This is a genomic window from Cellulomonas xiejunii, from assembly GCF_024508315.1.
Lineage (GTDB): Bacteria > Actinomycetota > Actinomycetes > Actinomycetales > Cellulomonadaceae > Cellulomonas > Cellulomonas xiejunii.
Map to the genome: position 1 here is coordinate 3,507,447 of NZ_CP101987.1, position 18,879 is coordinate 3,526,325.

Sequence of the window (18,879 nt, forward strand, 5' to 3'; positions counted from 1 at the left end):
ACGGCGAGGGTCCGGCCCTGCCGCCGGACACGACGCGCGCCCGCGCTCGATCGCGGGAAGAGGGGAAGGACCGCCGTGGCGGAGGACATCGTGCTGACGGCGCCACTGTTCGCAGGCATGGACGAGGAGTCGTCCCGGGCACTCATCGACTCGATGAAGGTGCTCGACGCCGCGCGAGGTGACGTGCTTTTCCACGAGGGCGAGCCGGGCGACCGGCTCTTCCTGGTGCGCGACGGCAAGATCAAGCTGGGCCGTCGGTCGAACGACGGGCGCGAGAACCTCCTGGCCGTGCTCGGCCCCGGCGAGATGTTCGGCGAGCTGTCGCTGTTCGACCCGGGCCCGCGCACCGCGACCGCGACGGTCGTCGCCGACGCCGTCGTGCTCGAGCTGGGCCACCGGGACCTCATCACGTGGCTCGCCGACAAGCCGACGGTCGCCGAGCACCTGCTCCAGGCACTGGCGCGGCGCCTGCGTCGGACCAACGAGGCGCTGGCCGACCTGGTCTTCTCCGATGTGCCGGGGCGTGTCGCCAAGGCGCTGCTCGACCTGTCGACGCGGTTCGGCCAGCAGGTCGACGAGGGCATCCGCGTGGCGCACGACCTGACGCAGGAGGAGCTCGCGCAGCTCGTCGGCGCGTCGCGAGAGACCGTCAACAAGGCCCTCGCGGACTTCGCCGCTCGCGGCTGGGTGCGACGTGAGGGCCGTGCCGTGGTCCTGCTGGACGTCGACCGCCTGGAGCGCCGGGCCCGCTGAGGCGTCCGGCGGTCCGGCCGGTCCGGGCACATCACCGCGCCCGGACCTGCCGTGTCAGTCGACCTCGACGACCAGCTCGATCTCGACCGCCGCGTCGAGCGGCAGGGCCGCGACGCCCACGGCCGAGCGCGCGTGGACGCCGGCCTCCCCGAAGACCTCGTGCAGCAGCAGGCTCGCGCCGTTGACCACCGCGGGCTGACCGGTGAACGCCGGGTCGCTCGCGACGAACCCGACGACCTTGACGACCCGCCGCACCCGGTCGAGCGCCGTCGCCGGGTCGGTGACCGGGCCCTCGGACGCGAGGAGCGCGCCCACGGCCGCCAACGCGTTGAGCGCGGCCGTGCGCGCGAGCGTGGTGGCCGTCTCGGCGTCCAGCCCGCCACCGACCTTGCCGGTGGTCGGCATGACGCCCTCGACGAACGGCAGCTGACCGGACGTCCAGACGTGCGCGCCGCTGCGGACGGCGGGGACGTAGGCGGCGAGCGGTGCCGCTGCGGCCGGCAGGGTCAGGCCCAGCTCGGCCAGGCGTGCGGCGACGCGACCCTCGGCGCCGCTCACATGACCGGCTTCGGTCGCTTGAGGTACGCCACGAGGCCGGCGTCGGGACCCTGGATGACGGTCACGAGCTCCCAGCCGTCGGATCCCCACTGATCGAGGATCGCCTTGGTGGCGTGGATGATGAGCGGAACGGTCGCGTACTCCCACTGGGTCGACATGCGCCCACCCTAGTGGGGAGGCTCAGCGGTGCGCGCCGGACGTGGAAGCGCTCACACGAGCCCCCCGAGGGCGACGAGCGTCGGCTCGCTGCCCACCAGCTCGGTCCGCCAGGACACGACGTCGGGACGGCGCCGCAGCAGTGCTCGCCGCTCGCGCTCGGTCATACCGCCCCAGACGCCGAAGTCGGCGCGGCTGTCCAGGGCGTCGGCGAGGCAGTCGAGGCGCACGGGGCAGCCCTGGCAGACCGCGCGGGCCTCCCGCTGTGCGGCGCCCTCGACGAACAGCGCATCGGGCGCCTGCTTGCCCTGACCGCACGCCGCCATCGCGGTCCAGTGCCCCTCGTAGTCCTGTGCCCCCAGGCCTGCCACGTGTTCCTCCGCGTGTCTCTCCCTGCGTGTCGCCGCCGTGACCGTATCGGCACGGGGGAGGTCCTGACGAGACCCCAGACGGGTCTATTCCGCCGAACGGCCCTCTGCCTGCCGTGTGCAGGTCGCGTGGAGGACACGCACGGGACAGTCGTCCCCCTCTTCCCGGATGAGCTGCCCCCGGTACCCTGGCGGCATGCCGAACCCTGCCCGCTCGCGCGGACGCAGGATCAGCGCCGTCCAGGCTCTGGCCCTGCTGCTCTCCTTCTCCCTCGTCGCCGGGATCGGTGGTGTCCTCACCGCCGGCCTCGTGCTGCCCGGGGTGGCGGTGGCGAACGGCCTCACGGGCATGACCGTGACGGCGTTCGACGACCTGCCCAGCGAGATCCAGCAGCAGCCGTTGCCGGAGAAGTCCGAGATCCTCGCGGCGGACGGGACGCTCCTCGCGACGTTCTGGGACCAGAACCGCATCGTCGTGCCGCTCTCCGAGATCGCCCCGATCATGCGGCAGGCCGTCATCGCGGTCGAGGACCGCCGGTTCTACGAGCACTCCGGCGTCGACCCGGCCGCCATGCTCCGCGCCGCGGTCGCCAGCCTGGCGGGCCAGAAGCAGGGCGCCTCGACGCTCACGCAGCAGTACGTGAAGAACGTCTTCCTCGACGCGGCGGAGCGCGCGGACGACGAGACGGAGCGCATGAGGCTGCGGCAGGAGGCCAGGGAGAACGACGGCGCCCCGGGCATCGCGCGCAAGCTGCGCGAGGCGAAGATCGCCATCACGCTCGAGAAGACGATGACCAAGGACGAGATCCTCGAGAAGTACCTCAACATCGCCGCCTTCGGCTCCTCGGTGTACGGCGTCGAGTCCGCGGCGCGGTACTTCTTCAGCAAGTCCGCGAAGGACGTCAACTACCTCGAGGCCGCCACCATCGCCGGGATCACCCAGTCACCGACGCGGTGGGACCCGGTGGGACGCGCGAACGAGACCCCGGAGGAGGACGCCGCGCGGTACGTCGACTCCAAGAAGCGTCGCGACCAGGTCCTCAAGGACATGCGCGAGCTCGGCTACATCACCCCGGAGGAGTACGACAACGGGATCGCGACGCCCGTCGAGGCGACGCTCAACGTCTCGAAGCTGAGCCAGGGGTGCATGAGCGCGAACGAGACGGTGCCCGGAGCCGGGTTCTTCTGCGACTACGTCACCAAGGTGATCGCCAACGACCCCGCGTTCGGCGAGACGTCGCGCGACCGCATGAACCTCCTCTACAAGGGCGGCCTGACGATCACCACCACGATCGTGCCCGGCGAGCAGGCCATCGCCGACGCCGAGGTGAAGAACGGCGTCCCGGTCGACGACCCCTCGGGCGTCTCGAGCTCGATCGTCTCCGTCAAGCCCGGGACGGGTGAGATCACGGCGATGGCGCAGAACCGCATCTACTCCGCGCTCAAGGACCAGAACCCCGGCGAGACGTCGGTCAACTTCAACACCAGCTTCCGGTACGGCGGCTCGGGCGGGTTCCCCCCGGGCTCGACGTACAAGGTCTTCACCCTGCTCGAGTGGCTCAAGCAGGGGCACGCCCTGAACGAGACCGTCGACGGCACCCGACTCTCCTACAACACCCGTGAGTTCACCGCGTCCTGCTACCAGCTCGGCAGCGGGCAGTTCCCGTTCGGCAACTCCGAGGGCGGCAAGGCGATCCGTCAGACCGTCCTCGACGCGACGAAGAACTCCGTGAACTCGGCGTTCGTCGCCATGGCGCACCAGATGGACCTCTGCGCCATCAACAACGGGGCCGCGGCGCTGGGCGTCACCAAGGCCGGCAACCCCGCCGAGATGGACACGCAGACCAACACCCCCAGGGGGGACGTCCCGTTCGACGCGGTCCCCGGCAACGTCCTCGGGTCGCAGTCGACCTCGCCCCTGCAGATGGCTGCCGCCTACGCGACGTTCGCGTCCAACGGTACGTACTGCAAGCCGATCGCCATCACCAGCGTGATCAACGCGCAGGGCGAGTCGCTCCCGGTCCCGACGGCCGACTGCCAGACCAACGCGATCGACCCGCGGTACGCCTCGGCGATGAACTACGCGCTGAGCAACGTGTGGTCGGGCACCGCCCGCTCCGTCGGCGCCCCGCCGTTCCCCGCCGCCGGCAAGACCGGGACCACGACGTACAACGAGCACAACTGGTTCGTCGGCTACACGCCGCTGCGGGCGACCGCCGTGTGGGTCGGGTACAGCGAGGGCACGCGCTCGATGAGCCGCGAGACGATCGCCGGCACCTACTACGGCCGGGGCTCGGGCCCGTACGGCTCGTCGATCGCCGCGCCGACCTGGAAGCGGTTCATGGTGCAGACCCTCGCCGGTGCCGAGAACCCCGGTTTCGCGAGCCCCACCGAACGTGAGCTCTACGGCGAGCGGGTGCCCGTCCCGTCGGTGCTCGGGCAGAACGAGCAGCAGGCGCGTCAGACGCTGGAGGGCCGCGGGTTCCAGGTGGCGATCGCGGAGCAGGTGCCGTCCGCGTACCCGGCCGGGACCGTCGCGGAGCAGTCCCCCACGACGGCCACCAAGGGCTCGACCATCACGCTGAAGCTGTCGGCCGGGCAGCCGCAGCAGGATCCAGGCCCCGGCGGGTTGCCGGGCCTCCCGGGCGGGGGTCCCCGCGGGGACAACCCGGGCGGGCCCGGCGACGGCCGCCCCGGCAACGGCTGATCGATGACGCACTCCTCCCCCGGCGCGCACCCCGCGGTGCGCGCCGTCGGCGGCCTCGCGCTCGCCGGTGCGGCCGCGCTGGCCTGGGCGTCCCTCGTCGAGGTGCGCTGGTACGCGCTGCGTGAGGTCACCGTGCCGGTGCTGCCTGCGGGCCAGGACCCGCTGCGGATCCTGCACGTGTCCGACCTGCACCTGACGCCCGGCCAGCGCCGCAAGGTCGACTGGGTACGGGACCTGGCGACCCTCGACCCGCACCTCGTCGTCGACACGGGCGACAACTGGGCGCACCTCGACGCGATGCCGGCGCTGCTGCACGCCCTCGAGCCGCTGCTCGCCGTGCCCGGCGCGTTCGTCCTGGGGTCCAACGACTACCTCGGACCGGGGTTCAAGAACCCCGCCCGCTACCTGCTCCCCGACGCACGCCGCGAGCCGCCCCAGCCCCCGGTCCCCCTGCCGTGGCGTGAGCTCGTGGCGCGCCTCACCTCGGCCGGCTGGATCGACCTGTCGAACCGCCGCGACGCGATCGACGTGGACGGCCGGCGCCTGTCGCTCGTCGGCACGGACGACGCGCACATGGACCGCGACGAGATGCCGGCTGCCGGCGGGCCTGACGACGCGCGCACGGCCGGCCTCGTCGACCTGCACGTCGGCGTGACGCACGCCCCGTACCGGCGCGTGCTCGACGCGATGCACGCCGACGGCGTCGACCTGACGATCGCCGGGCACACGCACGGCGGCCAGCTCGCCGTGCCCGGCTGGGGCGCGCTCACCACCAACTGCGACCTCGACCTGCGCCGCGCCAAGGGCCTGCACGGCTGGCCCGGCGCGCGACCGGACCGCACCGACGGGGCGGGGTCGTCGTGGCTGCACGTGTCCGCGGGCCTCGGGACCTCGCCGTACGCGCCCGTCCGCTTCGCGTGCCGCCCGGAGGCGACGCTGCTGACGCTCGTCCCGGCCTGACGGACCGCCTGCTACCGCGACGGCGGGCCCGGGGGTGGGGCCTCGTCTCGACCTCGTCACGAGCTACCGCAGACCACCTGCACCGCGGATCGCATTTCATGTCTGCGCCCATCGTCGGCTATCCTTGCCAGGCTCCACGGGGTGTGGCGCAGCTTGGTAGCGCGCTTCGTTCGGGACGAAGAGGTCGTGGGTTCAAATCCCGCCACCCCGACAGGTCGAAGGCCCCTGATCAGCAGGAATGCTGATCAGGGGCCTTCGTCGTGCGTGGGGCCTCGTCCGTGGCCGGCCGAGCGGTCAGCGCTCCGGCGTCCGGACCTCCTGCTGGAGGCGGTGCCGCTCGTCGTGGACCTGCGCACCGGCCTCGGCGAGAGCGGACTCGTGGTTGCGGAAGTGGTGCCCGCAGAAGAGCAGGACCCCGCCCGCACCGGGCAGCGTCGCCCGCGCGAAGGCCTGGGCACCGCAGCGGTCGCAGCGGTCCTGACGGGTGAGCTCGGCGGTGTCGTGGGACATCGTGGCGGCGGTCATGGGGCGAGCCTCGTTTCGTCGTCCGGTCGGTCGGCGCCCCGAGCGACCTCGGAGCGCAGACGCCTGTAGAACCCCCGCCGTGCGACCCGTGTTCCGGATCGGCCGTTCGCCCACACCGAACACCCGGTGAGCCCGCTCGTCACGCGGGCACCCGGGCTGCGCGTCGTCGGCCCACCGCCACCGTGACGAGCGCGACCACGGCCGCTCCCACGCCCGTGCCGACGAGCACCAGTGCAGCGCCGACGAGCCAGAGGCCGGACTCGTCGGTCGACGCCTGGGTGAGCGACCAGGCCACCGTGAACGCGAGCGCGACCGTGGCGGCGGCACGCCACGCGCCGAGCACGCGTGCCGCCAGGACCGTCACGACGACGAGGCACACGGCGCAGCCGACGACCTGCCACGCCTCGTACGGGCCCGTGACGGCCCCGGTGGCCGGGTCGGTCTGGTACTGCGTGTCCCAGCCCATCCAGGCGAACCAGGAGACGGCGGCGAGCAGGGCGACCCCCAGGTGGCCGGCGACGGCCCGTCCGGGGCTCGAGGTGGTGCGTGTCGATGTCACGCGCAGGAGTGTGGCAGACCCGGTCGGCGCTGCTGGTGGTGGTCCACCCGCAGCGTGGTGCCGTCCACCGCCGAGACGCGGGCCTCACGGTCACGGTGGGCAGGTCAGCGCTCCGGCCCCAGGTACGCCACGTCGCCGTCGCGGGCCCGCAGGTCGACGCGCACGTCCGCGGCGGGGTCCGTCGGCCCCTCGACCCGCTGCTCCCCGTTGGAGATCACGCTCAGCGCGACGGGCTCGCCCGGGCCGTGCACCGTCACGTCGCCGTCGGTCGCCTGCACGTCGACGTCACCGCCGACGGCCGCCACGAGGACGTCGCCGTCCCGGACGCGCGCCGTGAGCGCGCCGCCGACGTCGCGCGCCTCGACGCGACCGTCCGACACCTGCAGCTGCACGTCGCCTGCCACCCCCGCCAGGAACGTCGCCCCGTCGCGGCCACGGACCACGGCGTCGCCACCGGCGTCGGTGACGCGCACGTCCCCGTCCGCGAGCGCCACCGTGACGTCACCGCCGACGCCGCGGACCGTCACGTCGCCGTCGAGCCCTCGGACCTCCAGCGCCCCCTCGGCGCCCGCCACGTGCACGTCGCCGTCGGCCGTCCGCACCTCGACGTCGCCGGCCGGCCCGGCCACGCGGGCCGTGCCATCGACGGTGCGCACCACCACGTGGGTGCCCTCCGGCACGTCGACGACCAGCTCGGCCGAGCAGCTCATCGCCATCAGCTCCACGCACTCGTGCCGCACGACCGTCCGGTCGCCGTCCGACGTGACCTCATAGCGCGGCCCGCCCCACGCGAACCGCGCGATGCGCTCGACGCGGACGTCGTCGACCGGGGACACGGTCACGCGGACCTCACCGTCGGCGACGAGCTCGACGACGTCCGTCGCGGTGAGCGTCGCGCTCGCCGAGGTCGTGGTCGTGAACATCCCGGCGAGCAGCTGCAGCACGCCGAGGAGCAGCAGCAACGCCGCGGCGAGGACGCCCACCACGGTCAGGGCCCACCCGCCGGGTGATCGTCGCGCGCGCGCCGGCGGGTGGACGGTCGGCAGGTCGGTGGTGGGTGTCGCGGTCACGGTCGCGCTCCGTTCGTCGGGCCGTCCTCGAGCCAGCGCAGCACCGCGAGGACGCGGCGGTGGTCGTCGGCGTCGGGGGGCAGGTCGAGCTTGGTGAGGATGGACGTCACGTGCTTCTCCACGGCCGGCAGGCCGACGACGAGCCGCTCGGCGATCGCCGCGTTGGACCGGCCCTCGGCCATGAGCGCGATGACCTCGCGCTCCCGCGGCGACAGCAGGCCGGACAGGCCCTGCCGCGACCGCGCCAGCACCTGGGCGACGACCTCGGGGTCGAGCGCCGTGCCGCCCGCGGCGACCCGGGCGAGCGCCGCGAGGAAGTCGTCGACGTCGGCCACGCGGTCCTTCAGGACGTAGCCCAGGCCACGGGCGTCGGCGGCGAAGAGCTCGCGGGCGTACCGCTGCTCGACGTACTGCGAGAGCACCAGCACGGGCAGCCGCGGGTGCAGGCCGCGCAGGTGCACGGCGGCACGCAGGCCCTCGTCGGTGTGCGTCGGCGGCATGCGGACGTCGGTGACGACGACGTCGGGCAGGTCGGCGGCCGGGTCGCCCAGGACGGCCACGAGCTCGTCGGCCGTGCGGTAGCCGGTGACGGCGTGGCCCTCGGCGATGAGCAGACGGGTCAGCCCGTCGAGCAGGAGGACGGAGTCCTCGGCGATCACGATGCGCACGGCACCTCCACGGTGAGCACGGTGCCCCGACCGGCGGGGCTGACGAGGTCGAACGTGCCGTCGAGGGCCTCGACGCGACGGCGCAGACCGTCCAGGCCGCCGCCCGGTGCGGCCTGCGCGCCGCCGGCACCGTCGTCGCGGACCTCGACGCGCAGCCGGTCGCCGCGCACGTCGGCGCGGACCGTCGCGCGGGACGCGGTCGCGTGCTTGGCGAGGTTGGTCAGGGCCTCGGCGACGACGAAGTACGCGGCGGCCTGCGCCTGCGACCCGACGCCCGGGCCCACGCCGTCCGCGTCGACCTCGACAGGGACCGGGCAGCGCGCCGCGAGCGCCGACAGCGCGGCGTCCAGGCCGCGGTCCGTGAGCACGGCGGGGTGCACGCCACGCACGAGGTCGCGCAGCTCGGCGAGCACCTCCTTCACCTCGCCGTGCGCCGCGTCGAGGGCCGCTGCGGCGGCCGCGGGGTCGTCCGCGGCGGCGCGGCGCGCGACACCGAGCTCGACACCGAGCGCGACGAGCCGCTGCTGCGCACCGTCGTGCAGGTCCCGCTCGATGCGGCGCCGTTCGTCGTCGGCCGCGACGACGGCCGCCGAGCGCGTCTCGCGCAGGTGCTCGGCACGCCCCTCGGCGACGGTCGCCCGCTGCTCGGCGGCACGCGCGGCGCGCTCGGCCTCGGCACGGGACCGTGCTCCCAGCAGCGCGCGGGTCAGCCGGACCTGCGCCAGCGTGGCGAGCTGCACGACGAGCGCGGCCCCCCAGGCCGCCACCAGCGCCACGGGGACGAGCAGCGCGAGGTGGATCCCGTTGGTGCGCCCGGCGAACGGCACCACGGGCACGACGAGCGCGAACGCCGCCAGGCTCAGGGCGACAGGCCCGGCGGTCCACGTGAGCACGGACGCGACCAGCGCGTGCCCGACGGCCGACCACGCACGTGCGTCGCGTACCCACGGCCACCAGGTCCGCGGGCGGTACGGGGCACCGGGGCCCGGGGCCGGGGGCGGCACGACGACGCCGAGCTGGGCGCGCAGGCGGGCCCGCTCGGCCGTGCCGTACCCGCGGGCGAGGACGAGCGTCAGGACGAGCAGCGGCACCCCGACCAGGACGACCGCGAGCCCGACGCCGGTGGCGACGCCGACCACGGTCACGATCGCGGCCGCCAGGCTCACGAGCGCCGCGATGACGAGCTGCCCGGCTCCCGCCCACGTCGCGCCCGAGACCGGGGCCAGGGCGAGCGCGCGGCCGCCCGTCAGCATCGGGGCCACCGTCCGCACGTCGTCCGCGACGGGGACGTCGTCCGCGACGGGGACGTCGTCCGGGAAGGGCGGGGGCGCGGGGTGCTCGCCGTCTGTGCTCATGCCGACGACGGTAGGGGCCCGCCCCGGCCGACCGCTGCTGTGCCCGCCCACGTCGTGGGGGTAGGGGCAGCCCTACCCCCACGACGAGGGGCCGGCCCCGGGCGTGTGCCCGGGACCGGCCCCTCCCCCGTCGCGCATGGGGTCACGACGGGTTGCGACGACCTGACGCCACTAGGAGCAGGTCGCGCCGTTCAGCGTGAACGACGTCGGGACGTTGTTCGTCCCGGTGTGCGAGCCGTTGAAGCCGATGTCCACCGAACCACCCGGTGCCAGCGTGCCGTTCCAGGCCGCGTTCGTGGCCGTCACGGTCGAGCCGGACTGCGACCAGGTCGCGCTCCAGCCCTGCTGGACCTGCTGGCCGTTGGCGAAGGTGAACTTCAGGTTCCAGCCGCTCAGCGCGGTGGTCCCACGGTTCGTGACCTTCACCGAGGCCGTGAAGCCGGTGTTCCAGCTGTTCGCCGTGTAGCTCACCGAGCAGGACGCCGTCGGGTTCTGCGTCGGCGTGGGCGTGACCGTCGGCGTCGGCGTGACCGTCGGCGTCGGCGTCACGGTGGGCGTCGGCGTGACCGTCGGCGTCGGCGTGACCGTCGGCGTCACGGTGGGCGTCGGCGTGACCGTGGGGTCCTCACCCGGGTCCGCGGCCTCGAAGAGGCGCGCGTAGTCGGACAGCGCACCGGCGATCGCCGTCTGCGCCCAGAACCGGTGGTACTCGAACTGCGGGTCGGCCCCGCCGTTGAGCGCCGCCTGGACCTTGGCCCACTGCGGGTCCTGCTTGTAGAAGGACCGGATGTCGAGGAACGAGACGCCGGGCTTGACCTGGTCGCCGTTGGGCATGGTGCCCGTCCAGCCGGACGGGATGTACACGCCGTTGCCGCCCGCGGTGTAGACGTCGTCGAACCGCTTGTAGTCCCCGCGGGTCTCGACCGAGGTCACGCCCAGGGAGTCCTGGTTGTTCTCCCAGATCGCGTCGAGCAGGTCCTTGGCCGTGTCACGCGCCTCGGTGTTGCCGGACTTGGCCGCGTAGAACAGCAGCGCACGGGCGGTGTCGCCGGCGACGCCGACGTCCTGGCCGGAGCTCTTGAGCGTGACGGTCAGACCGGAGTTGGAGCCCGGGTTGGTCGGGTTCCAGGTGTCGGGCTTGCCCGACCACGTCAGCTCGGACGGGACGGACCAGTCGGCGCCGTCGGTCTCGATGTGGTCGACGACCCACGCTGCCCACTTGTCGAGCACGCCCTTCGCCTTGGCGTTGCCCGTCTCGTAGTAGAGCTCGGCGAGCCGCTGGACGCCCCAGGCCTGCATGCCGAACCACTGGTTCGACGGCGGGTCGTTGTAGACGGGCGCCTCGGTGTAGGCCATGCCGTAGAACGTCGGCGTGCCGGCCGGGGGCTGCGCGTACGCACCGTCCCAGCTGTTGGTGGCGCCACCGGCGATCGGGCCGTTGGACGACTGCAGCCACTGGTACAGCTCGACCTGACGCTCGGCGGCCTTGGTCCAGTCCGCCTTGGCCGTCGCCGACTTCGGCGTCAGCTTCGGGTCGTTGGCCAGCGCCCACGCCGCGAACGGGTTCTGGTACCCGAAGTGCGCGTGCGACGAGCCGATGCGCCACGCCCAGCCGGAGCTGGTGTCGGTCGCGCCGCCCCAGGCCATGTACCAGGAGAGCAGGTAGTGCGCGCTCTCCTTGCCGGAGCCGGCGGGGCAGCTCGGCGACGTGCAGCCGATGGTCTTGAAGTACTTGTCGAACAGCGTGTAGCGCAGGTAGTCGCCGAGCTTGGCGGCCTTGGCGACCGTCGCCGCGACGTCCGCCGCCTTGCCCTGCTCGGTCGCCCACTTGTTGGCCCAGTAGACGGCCTCGACGGCGCGCGCGTCGGCGTCGGAGGCCGACGTGTACTTCCACTGCTTGGCGTACGACGCGTCACCCGTGAACAGGTCGAGGTAGCCGTTCTTGCCGCCGTACGTGAAGTCGTCGCACGTGGGGTGCGGGACGGTCTCCCACACGGACTCCTGCGGGCCACGCTGGAACGTGTTGACGAGCGACATGCCCTCGTGGTCCGGGCCGAGCTGGCAGCCGGGGCCGGGCGCGGCACCGAAGCCGTAGATGTTGTCGACGTCGCCCAGCCAGTGCATCTGGTAGATGTCGTTGTTGCCGTAGGTCGCGCGCAGCTCGGCGGCGATCGGGTCCTTGCCGACGCTGCCGCTGCTGCCGATCTGCGACGGGTAGTTGCTCGGGTGGTTGTACTCGGAGGCGTAGCTGGCCGGCCCGTCGGCCTTGTAGAAGGAGTTCGTGGGCTGATCCGCCTGCTGGGGGATCATGTACGTCTCCATGTTGACCCAGGCCTCGTTCAGCGGGTCCCAGTCGCCCGTCGCCTGGCCGTACAGCGCCTCGAGCCACAGCCAGTAGCTGTACGCCTCGGACGTGGTCATGTGCCCGTAGTCCGGGGCCTCGACCATGAGGGTCTCGACCGCGTGGTAGGGGATGCCCTGCGGGCTGAAGTACCCGTTGGCGGGGTCCTTGATCTTGTCGTACTGCTCGAGGAACCGCTCCGCGTACTCGGAGTCGACCGCGACCGCTGCCGGCGCGACCTGCGCCGTGGGCCCGGCGAGGGCGGACGCGGCCTGCGCGCCCGCCACGGCCACGAGCGACGTGGCTGTCAGAACGGCCCAGGCCGCTCTGACGGCACGCCGTCGGGTGCTTGAGGACATCTTCCGTACCTTTCTTGGCGTCGACCACGCACGGCCTCGGTGCCGTCGTGGAACCTGCCGGCGGCCTCGGTGCCGCCGCCAGTCCTGCGAGAAGGAACGGACCGCAGCCGGTGGCGCGGCATCGCGCACCGCGGCGAGCGGTCTGGACGTCGCTCACTCTGTTCACGCGCGCGTGCGCCGTCCAGGTGGCGAAACGCTTAGGGACGGGAGCCGGTGGGAGCGCGACCAAGCGGCGACGGGCCGCTCGGCGCGGCAGCAGACGTGCGGGCCTGCCGCATGCCGGACGTCAGGGTTCCTTGACATGGCCCCTACGGCGCCGAGTAGCCTCGGCGCGATGTCAAGGAACCTTGACGTAAAGGAGACTCCCGTGCGGTTCTGGATCGGCTGGTCCGCGACGCTCGTCGCCGCACTGGGCCTCGTGGCGGTCCTCGACGCCCAGGACGTCGTCGACGTGTCCGTCACCTCGGTGCTGTACGGGGTGGTGGTGCTCACGTCGGGTGTCGGGACGAAGCTCCTCCTCGACCGCCGTCGCGCCGCCGCTCGCCAGGACGCCGAGGACGGCGTCGAGCTCGAGCTGGGTCGCAGGGCGGCAGCCGCGACGTTCCCGGTCGCCCTGGTCGCCCTCGTGCTCCTCGGCCTGGCGACGACGGTGCGCGGCGAGTGGGAGCTCACGGCGCTCTGCTTCCTCGCGGTCGTGCTCACGGTCGTGGCCCACTGGGTCGCGTACGCCCGTCTGCGGCGGCAGGGCGTGTGACGACCCGGAACACGCTCGCCCAGCGCAGGACGGCCGCCGGGATGGTCCAGGAGGAGCTCGCGCGTCGCGTGGGCGTCTCGCGCCAGACCATCATCGCCCTGGAGCAGGGCCGCTACGAGCCCAGGCTCTCGCTGGCGTTCCGGCTCGCGGCGGTGTTCGGGTGCACGATCGAGGACCTCTTCTCACCCCCGGACTGAGCGTCTGCGGGACGGGCACCGCCCGGACGGCGCGCCACCCCCGTGAGGGGTGACGCACCGTCCGGGCGGCTCCGTCCGTCCGTCAGCTCCAGCGGAAGATGCGCGCGGCCACCGGCGTCGCGACCGCCGCCCACAGCGCCATGACGACCATCTGCTGCGTCGGGAACGGCGCACCGACCCACGCGTCGGTCATCGCCTGGGTGGCGGCGCCGAGCGGCAGGTACGTGGCGATCGTCTGGACGACCTCCGGCATGATCGGCAGCGGCATCCACACGCCGGCGAAGAACAGGCTGATGAAGTAGGCCGTCATGCCGATCCCGTTCGCCGCCCCCGTCGTCGGCGCCCGGGCCGCGATGAGCGCACCGAGCCCGAACACCGACAGCATCGCGAGCAGGAACGCCAGCGCGACGGTCCACGGCTGCCGCGGCAGCTCGATGCCCAGCACGACCACCGCGGAGACGAGCGCCAGCACGGTCGCCACGACGAGCGCCGCGAGGTTGACGAGCACCTGCGCGACCAGGAGCCGCGCCGGTCCGACCGGTGTCGTCGACAGCCGGCGCAGCACGCCGCGCTGGCGGTAGGTGGCCATCGTGACCGGGAAGCTCGACAGGCCGATCGTCGCGATCGCGAGGCTCAGCACGATGGGCGTGTACCCCGTGATGGCCGTGATCTGCGCGAGGAGCGGGTCCTGGTCGCTGAAGGGGTCGTCCGCCCAGGGCATCACGAGCCCCAGCACGGTGATCAGCACCACGGGGAAGCCCAGCGAGAAGAAGGCCGCGGCCGGGTCCCGGACGAGCAGACGCGCCTCCGAGACGATCATCCGGACGAGGGCCCCACCGCGGCGCTGCGCCGCGGCGGGCGCGGGGGCCAGGGCGCCGCGTCGCACGGCAGCAGGAGTGGTGGTCGGGGTCGTGGTCATGTCACACCTCCGCGGTGGTCGTGGCGAGCTCGGGCTCGGTGCCCTCGGCACCGGTGAGGGAGACGAACGCGTCCTCGAGGGACGCGCGCTCGAGACGGACGTCGTGCGTGGTGACGTCGTGACGGGCGAGCGCGACGAGCACGCCCTGGACGAGCGCGCCGCCGCCGCGCACCACCAGCGCGCGGTCCTCGACCACCGCCTCGCGCACCCCGGGGACCCCCGCGAGCGCGCCCAGCAGCACACCGTCGGCGACCGGCACGTCGGGGCGCACGCGCAGCACGTGCTCCCCCTGCGCGAGCTCGACGATCTGGTCCGGCGTCCCGACCGCCGCGACGCTTCCCGCCGCGATGAGCGCGATGCGGTCGCACAGGCGCTCCGCCTCCTCCATGAGGTGCGTGACGAGCACGATCGTCACGCCGGCGTCGCGGATCGCCTCGACGACGGCCCACGTCTCACGGCGGGCGTGCGGGTCGAGTCCCGTCGTCAGCTCGTCGAGGATCGCCAGCTCGGGCCGGCCGACGAGCGCGAGCGCGACCGACAGCCGCTGCTTCTGCCCGCCGGACAGGTCCTTGAACGCGGCGTCCCGCTTGGCGGTGAGCCCGAGCAGGTCGAGCAGGTCCGCCGGGTCTGCGGGTGCGGAGTAGAAGGACGCGTACAGCTCGAGCGCCTCCTGGACGCGCAGCCGGTCGGGCAGCGCCGACTCCTGCAGCTGCAGCCCGACCTTCTCGTGCAGCGCGGCGGCCTGCGTCGTGGGGTCGAGCCCGAGGACGCTGACGGTGCCGCCGTCGGGGCGCCGCAGACCGGCGATCATCTCGACCGTCGTGGTCTTGCCGGCGCCGTTGCGTCCCAGGACGCCGTAGATCTCGCCGCGATCGACCGACAGGGAGACGTCGCGGACCGCGTGGGTGGTGCCGTAGGACTTGCGCAGGTGCTCGGCCAGGATGACCGGGGTGGAGCTCATGGTGCGCCTCCTCGAAGGTGGTGCGCCGCGCGGCGCGAGGGGAGTGGGGTGCCGCGGCTCCGGCAGCTGCCGGATCCGTGGGCGGTGGCGGGTCGTGCAGCGGTCGAGGGCTGTGGGCTCAGCCGGTCGTCGAGGCGAGCTGGGTGCGGCGCGCGAGCGTCGCGAACACGGCGGCGCAGGCCGCGGCGAGGAGCCCGCCGACGAGGGCGCCGAGTGCGATCCGGGGGCCGCCCTCGGGCAGACCGAGGAACGGGACGAACGGCAGCACGTAGAGGACGAGCACGAGCGGTCCCACCGTGAACGGCAGGGTGAGCGTGCCCCACAGGCCGCCCAGCCGCTGGTAGACGATCCCCACGAGCAACCCGGCGACGTTGGCCAGGACGAACGGCACGACGAGGGCGGCGAGCGCGGCGAGGAGGTCCCCGACGGAGGGGTCGCCCACCGGCAGCCCGACGGTGGCCGTGCGAACTCCCCAGCCGAGGGCCAGGTGGAGCGCACGCTCCGCGAGGACGAGCAGCCCGAGGGCCACCGCGTAGCCGAACCCCGTGACGACGGCGACGACGAGCGCCGCCCGGGCGAACGTGCGACGCGTCATGCCCGCGGCGACGTGCGCCACGAGGTAGGTCCCGCTGATCGCGATCGCCTGGGAGAACGGGAACCAGATCCCGCCCTGGAGGGCGAGCACCGCGATGAGCTGGTCGACCTCGCCGTCGACGAGCCAGACGACGAGCGTCGCGAGGGCGACGCCGGCGACCGCGAGGCCCCAGAACCAGGCGGCCATCCGCAGGACGGTCCGCCTCAGCGACTTCACGGTGTGCAGGGTCGGTGACGGGCGGGTCACGTCGGTGGTGGTCATCGTCTCCTCCTTCCAGGTCGAGCGGGTGGGTCAGGCGTTCGACGCGAGCTGGGCGCGCCGGGTCAGGGTGGCGAACACCAGGAGCATCACGGTCCCGAGCGCGGCACCGATGCCGACGGCGAGCGCCATGTCGCCTCCGGGCGTCGTGGTCCACACGCCGGGCAGGTCGACCAGCCGCGCCCCTGCGACGTACTGCGAGACGGCGACCGGGCCGACCGTCAGCGGCAGCGTGAGCGTGCCCCACCACCCGCCGCGCGTCTGGTAGACGATGCCGACCAGCAGGCCCGACAGGTTGCCGAGGACGAACGGCACGGCGAGGTCGAGGAACAGCAGCCAGAACGGTGACGACTCGTCGGTGAGCTGGATCTCGTTGATCGTCGCGTCCCACCCGAGGGCGGCGTGGACGGCCCGCTCCGCGAGGATGACCGCCGTGAGGATCGCGGCGTACGCCAGACCCGCCGCCACCTCGACGAGCACGGCGGCGCGGACGAACGTGCGCCGCGTCATGCCGGACGCGACGTGGACCCGCAGGTAGGCGGCGACGAGCATGATCGCCAGCGAGAACGGGAACCACAGCGAGGCCTGGCGGGCGTACACGGCGACGGACACGTCCACGCTGCCGTTGACGAGCCAGACGACGACGGTGACGAGGGCGAGCACGGGGACTGCGATCCCCCAGAACCACCCGGCCATGACCAGCAGGGCAGCACCCAGCCGGCGCGCGGTGTGCGCGACGGGTGTCGTGGTGCGCGCGGGTGCGGCGGTGCCGGCGGTCATCGGTCGGCCTCCCGAGGTGCGCGGGACGACGACGCGCCCGTGCGGTTCGGGTCCGTGAGGTGCACGAACAGGTCCTGCAGCGGCACGGGGCCCAGCTCGATCCCGGCCTCCCGTGCGCGGCGCACGTCGCCCTCCACGAGTGCGCCGCGCACGGTCGTCTGGACGGTGCCGCCGAGCCGCTGGGTCGCGAGCACCTCGCGCCCGGCGACGAACTCCTGCACCGCGGTCGCCGGGCCGGTGACCGACACACCCTCGGCACGCAGGCTCTCGGCGTCCTGCGTCACCAGCACGCGGCCGCGGTCGAGCACGACGACGTCCTCGAGGAGCCGCTCGATCTCGTCGATGAGGTGGCTGGACAGCACCAGGGTGCGCGGGTGCTCGGCGTAGTCCGCGAGCAGCGTGTCGTAGAACGCGTACCGGCTGGGCGCGTCGAGCCCCAGGTGGACCTCGTCGAGGATCGTCAGGGGCGCGCGCGACGCCAGGCCGAGCACGATGCCGAAGGCGGACTTCTTGCCGCGCGAGAGCTTGGACGGCTTGCGCTGCGGCTCGAGCTCGAAGAGGTCCATGAGCTCGCCCGCGAGCTCGTGCGAGAACGTCGGGCGGGCACCGGAGACGTACGCGAGGTTGTCCTTCAGCGAGTAGTCGTCCAGGACGTCGCCCGACTCACGGACGAAGCACACGCCGGGCACGACGCGCTCGTTCTCCCACGGGTCCTCGCCGTCGACGAGGACCCGACCGGCGGTCGGGCGACGGAACGCGGCGACCAGCCCGGCGAGCGTGGACTTGCCGGAGCCGTTGCGCCCGAGCAGGCCGGTGATGGTGCCGGGGCGGATCGTCAGGGTCACGTCGTCGAGCGCGACGACGTCGCCGTAGCGCTGCGTGACGCCCTGCAGCTCGACGCCCCAGCCGGTGGTCGTCGCGGTCATCGTGCATCTCCCTGGGGTCCGTCGGTGGTGGTGGTGGGCGCCGGGGCGGTGACCGCGCGGGCGCGGAGGCGGTCGACGACGTCCTCGACGTCGATGCCCAGGACGCGGGCGGCGTCGGCCACCGGGTCGACGCTGTCGGTGAAGAAGGACTCGCGGGCGTCGGCGAGCAGCCGCTCACGGGCACCGGGGGCGACGAACATCCCGACGCCGCGCCGCTTGTAGAGCACGCCCTCGTCGACGAGCTGCGCGAACGCCTTGGCCGCCGTCGCCGGGTTGATCCGGAACGTGGTGGCGTACTGCGTCGTGGACATGACCTGCTCCTCGGCGGCCAGGGCACCCGAGAGCACGTCCTGGCGGATCTGGTCGGCGATCTGCAGGTACACGGGGTCTCGTCCGTCGAACACGGTCACCCCTTCCTGCTGGTTCTGTGGTTCATTACTCGACTAGTGAACCACGGAACCTCGCTGGGGACAACCTCCCAGCCCCCGGCAGTCCGGAGCGGGCGCGCGAAGGGAGGCGGTCACGGACGTGACCGCCTCGCGAGGCCGCGGCGTCAGCCGGTGACGACGGCGCAGCGGTCCTCGCCGGGCGCGGCGGTCCCGGTCGTGCGCGCGAGCAGGGTGCGCAGCGTCTCGCGCTCGGCGGCGCTCAGCCCGCGGAGCACGTCGACCTCGGCGGCGGCCATGCGATCCCCGACGTCGGCCAGCAGGGACCGCCCGGTGCCCGTGGCGGCGATGCGGCGCACCCGGCGGTCGGCGGGGTCGGGGCAGCGTTCGACGAGGCCCGCGGCGCACAGGTCGTCGAGCAGGTACGTCATGACGGTGCGGTCGATCCCGAGGTGGCTCGCGAGCGCCGCCTGGGTCGGCGGGACGGTGGCCTCGGCGGCGACGCGCAGCAGGTGGTAGCCGCGCGGGCCGGCCGGGATGCCCTCGAGGGCGTCGGCGACGCCGTCGCGCCAGCGCGCCAGCAGGGTGCCGAGCTGCCAGCCGAGGTCGTCGGCAGGGCGCTGCGGTGCGGGCGCGGCGGCGCGGGTCGTGGTGTCCGTCACGCCGTCAGCATACCCGCGTTCCGCTAGATCGTCTGTCGTGCATATGATCTATCCACTACACG

General features: G+C 73.3%; 21 protein-coding genes and 1 tRNA gene. 6 read left to right on the forward strand and 16 right to left on the reverse strand.

From position 1 onward, the window contains the following. The first annotated feature begins 75 nt into the window (after positions 1-75). Positions 76-753: a Crp/Fnr family transcriptional regulator gene (locus NP048_RS16075; RefSeq protein WP_284439706.1), complete on the forward strand. Its 678-nt coding sequence runs from the start codon at positions 76-78 to the stop codon at positions 751-753. 54 nt (positions 754-807) lie between these two features. On the opposite strand, the gene NP048_RS16080 is transcribed toward NP048_RS16075, so the two are convergent. Genes NP048_RS16080 through NP048_RS16090 form a run of 3 tightly spaced genes read right to left on the reverse strand, consistent with a single transcriptional unit; the run spans position 808 to position 1,793 of the window. Next, positions 808-1,311 (reverse strand): RidA family protein, encoded by a 504-nt coding sequence (locus NP048_RS16080; protein WP_227576630.1) that lies wholly within the window; start codon positions 1,309-1,311, stop codon positions 808-810. Further along, positions 1,308-1,469: a Sp36 family protein gene (gene sp36 / locus NP048_RS16085; RefSeq protein WP_227576631.1), complete on the reverse strand. Its 162-nt coding sequence runs from the start codon at positions 1,467-1,469 to the stop codon at positions 1,308-1,310. Before sp36 ends, NP048_RS16080 begins: the two co-directional genes overlap by 4 nt. Positions 1,470-1,520: 51 nt before the next feature. Beyond that, on the reverse strand, positions 1,521-1,793 hold the full coding sequence (locus tag NP048_RS16090) for a WhiB family transcriptional regulator (protein ID WP_227576657.1): 273 nt from the start codon (positions 1,791-1,793) through the stop codon (positions 1,521-1,523). A 238-nt stretch (positions 1,794-2,031) separates the two neighbouring features. On the opposite strand from NP048_RS16090, the gene NP048_RS16095 reads away from it, so the two are divergent. The 3 genes from NP048_RS16095 (at position 2,032) to NP048_RS16105 (ending at position 5,713) form a co-directional block, all read left to right on the forward strand. Next, the gene (locus tag NP048_RS16095) at positions 2,032-4,542 is read left to right on the forward strand and encodes a penicillin-binding protein (RefSeq protein ID WP_227576632.1); all 2,511 of its coding nucleotides are present in this window, start codon (positions 2,032-2,034) and stop codon (positions 4,540-4,542) included. 3 nt (positions 4,543-4,545) lie between these two features. Then, complete coding sequence (locus NP048_RS16100) at positions 4,546-5,502, forward strand: metallophosphoesterase (protein ID WP_227576633.1); 957 nt, start codon at positions 4,546-4,548, stop codon at positions 5,500-5,502. Positions 5,503-5,639: 137 nt separating this feature from the next. Beyond that, positions 5,640-5,713 (forward strand) — tRNA-Pro (locus NP048_RS16105). An 83-nt stretch (positions 5,714-5,796) separates the two neighbouring features. On the opposite strand, the gene NP048_RS16110 is transcribed toward NP048_RS16105, so the two are convergent. The 6 genes from NP048_RS16110 to NP048_RS16135 form a co-directional block, all read right to left on the reverse strand. Beyond that, positions 5,797-6,027: a DUF7455 domain-containing protein gene (locus NP048_RS16110; protein WP_227576634.1), complete on the reverse strand. Its 231-nt coding sequence runs from the start codon at positions 6,025-6,027 to the stop codon at positions 5,797-5,799. A 139-nt stretch (positions 6,028-6,166) separates the two neighbouring features. Further along, positions 6,167-6,586 (reverse strand): hypothetical protein, encoded by a 420-nt coding sequence (locus tag NP048_RS16115; RefSeq protein WP_227576635.1) that lies wholly within the window; start codon positions 6,584-6,586, stop codon positions 6,167-6,169. A gap of 104 nt (positions 6,587-6,690) precedes the next feature. Further along, the gene (locus NP048_RS16120; protein WP_227576636.1) at positions 6,691-7,656 is read right to left on the reverse strand and encodes a DUF4097 family beta strand repeat-containing protein; all 966 of its coding nucleotides are present in this window, start codon (positions 7,654-7,656) and stop codon (positions 6,691-6,693) included. Then, a complete protein-coding gene (locus NP048_RS16125) occupies positions 7,653-8,324 on the reverse strand; it encodes a response regulator (RefSeq protein ID WP_227576637.1) in 672 nt (223 codons plus the stop codon). Before NP048_RS16125 ends, NP048_RS16120 begins: the two co-directional genes overlap by 4 nt. Next, positions 8,312-9,679 carry a sensor histidine kinase gene (locus NP048_RS16130; RefSeq protein WP_227576638.1) on the reverse strand — a complete coding sequence of 456 codons (1,368 nt, stop codon included), beginning with the start codon at positions 9,677-9,679 and terminating at the stop codon, positions 8,312-8,314. Before NP048_RS16130 ends, NP048_RS16125 begins: the two co-directional genes overlap by 13 nt. A 171-nt stretch (positions 9,680-9,850) precedes the next feature. Further along, positions 9,851-12,379 carry a glycoside hydrolase family 48 protein gene (locus NP048_RS16135; RefSeq protein WP_227575405.1) on the reverse strand — a complete coding sequence of 843 codons (2,529 nt, stop codon included), beginning with the start codon at positions 12,377-12,379 and terminating at the stop codon, positions 9,851-9,853. A 367-nt stretch (positions 12,380-12,746) separates the two neighbouring features. Between NP048_RS16135 and NP048_RS16140 the strand changes: the two genes are divergently transcribed. Together NP048_RS16140 and NP048_RS16145 are read left to right on the forward strand one after the other, a co-directional pair. After that, positions 12,747-13,133 (forward strand): hypothetical protein, encoded by a 387-nt coding sequence (locus NP048_RS16140; protein ID WP_227575404.1) that lies wholly within the window; start codon positions 12,747-12,749, stop codon positions 13,131-13,133. Further along, the gene (locus tag NP048_RS16145) at positions 13,130-13,330 is read left to right on the forward strand and encodes a helix-turn-helix transcriptional regulator (protein ID WP_227575403.1); all 201 of its coding nucleotides are present in this window, start codon (positions 13,130-13,132) and stop codon (positions 13,328-13,330) included. Before NP048_RS16140 ends, NP048_RS16145 begins: the two co-directional genes overlap by 4 nt. 82 nt (positions 13,331-13,412) lie before the next feature. Here NP048_RS16145 and NP048_RS16150 read toward each other — a convergent pair whose 3' ends face one another. From NP048_RS16150 to NP048_RS16180, 7 genes are all read right to left on the reverse strand, one after another. After that, complete coding sequence (locus NP048_RS16150; protein WP_227575402.1) at positions 13,413-14,249, reverse strand: ABC transporter permease; 837 nt, start codon at positions 14,247-14,249, stop codon at positions 13,413-13,415. 1 nt (position 14,250) lies between these two features. Further along, positions 14,251-15,210 carry an ABC transporter ATP-binding protein gene (locus tag NP048_RS16155; protein ID WP_227575401.1) on the reverse strand — a complete coding sequence of 320 codons (960 nt, stop codon included), beginning with the start codon at positions 15,208-15,210 and terminating at the stop codon, positions 14,251-14,253. A gap of 118 nt (positions 15,211-15,328) precedes the next feature. Next, positions 15,329-16,066 carry a hypothetical protein gene (locus tag NP048_RS16160; protein WP_227575400.1) on the reverse strand — a complete coding sequence of 246 codons (738 nt, stop codon included), beginning with the start codon at positions 16,064-16,066 and terminating at the stop codon, positions 15,329-15,331. Positions 16,067-16,096: 30 nt separating this feature from the next. Further along, positions 16,097-16,843, reverse strand: a complete 747-nt coding sequence (locus NP048_RS16165; RefSeq protein ID WP_227575399.1) for a hypothetical protein — start codon at positions 16,841-16,843, stop codon at positions 16,097-16,099. Then, positions 16,840-17,769, reverse strand: coding sequence for an ABC transporter ATP-binding protein (locus NP048_RS16170; RefSeq protein ID WP_227575398.1), 930 nt, complete (start codon positions 17,767-17,769; stop codon positions 16,840-16,842). The genes NP048_RS16165 and NP048_RS16170 overlap by 4 nt, the downstream gene beginning before the upstream one ends. Beyond that, the gene (locus tag NP048_RS16175) at positions 17,766-18,173 is read right to left on the reverse strand and encodes a GntR family transcriptional regulator (RefSeq protein ID WP_227575975.1); all 408 of its coding nucleotides are present in this window, start codon (positions 18,171-18,173) and stop codon (positions 17,766-17,768) included. The genes NP048_RS16170 and NP048_RS16175 overlap by 4 nt, the downstream gene beginning before the upstream one ends. 149 nt (positions 18,174-18,322) lie before the next feature. Next, positions 18,323-18,817 (reverse strand): MarR family winged helix-turn-helix transcriptional regulator, encoded by a 495-nt coding sequence (locus NP048_RS16180; RefSeq protein WP_227575397.1) that lies wholly within the window; start codon positions 18,815-18,817, stop codon positions 18,323-18,325. Positions 18,818-18,879: the final 62 nt, after the last annotated feature.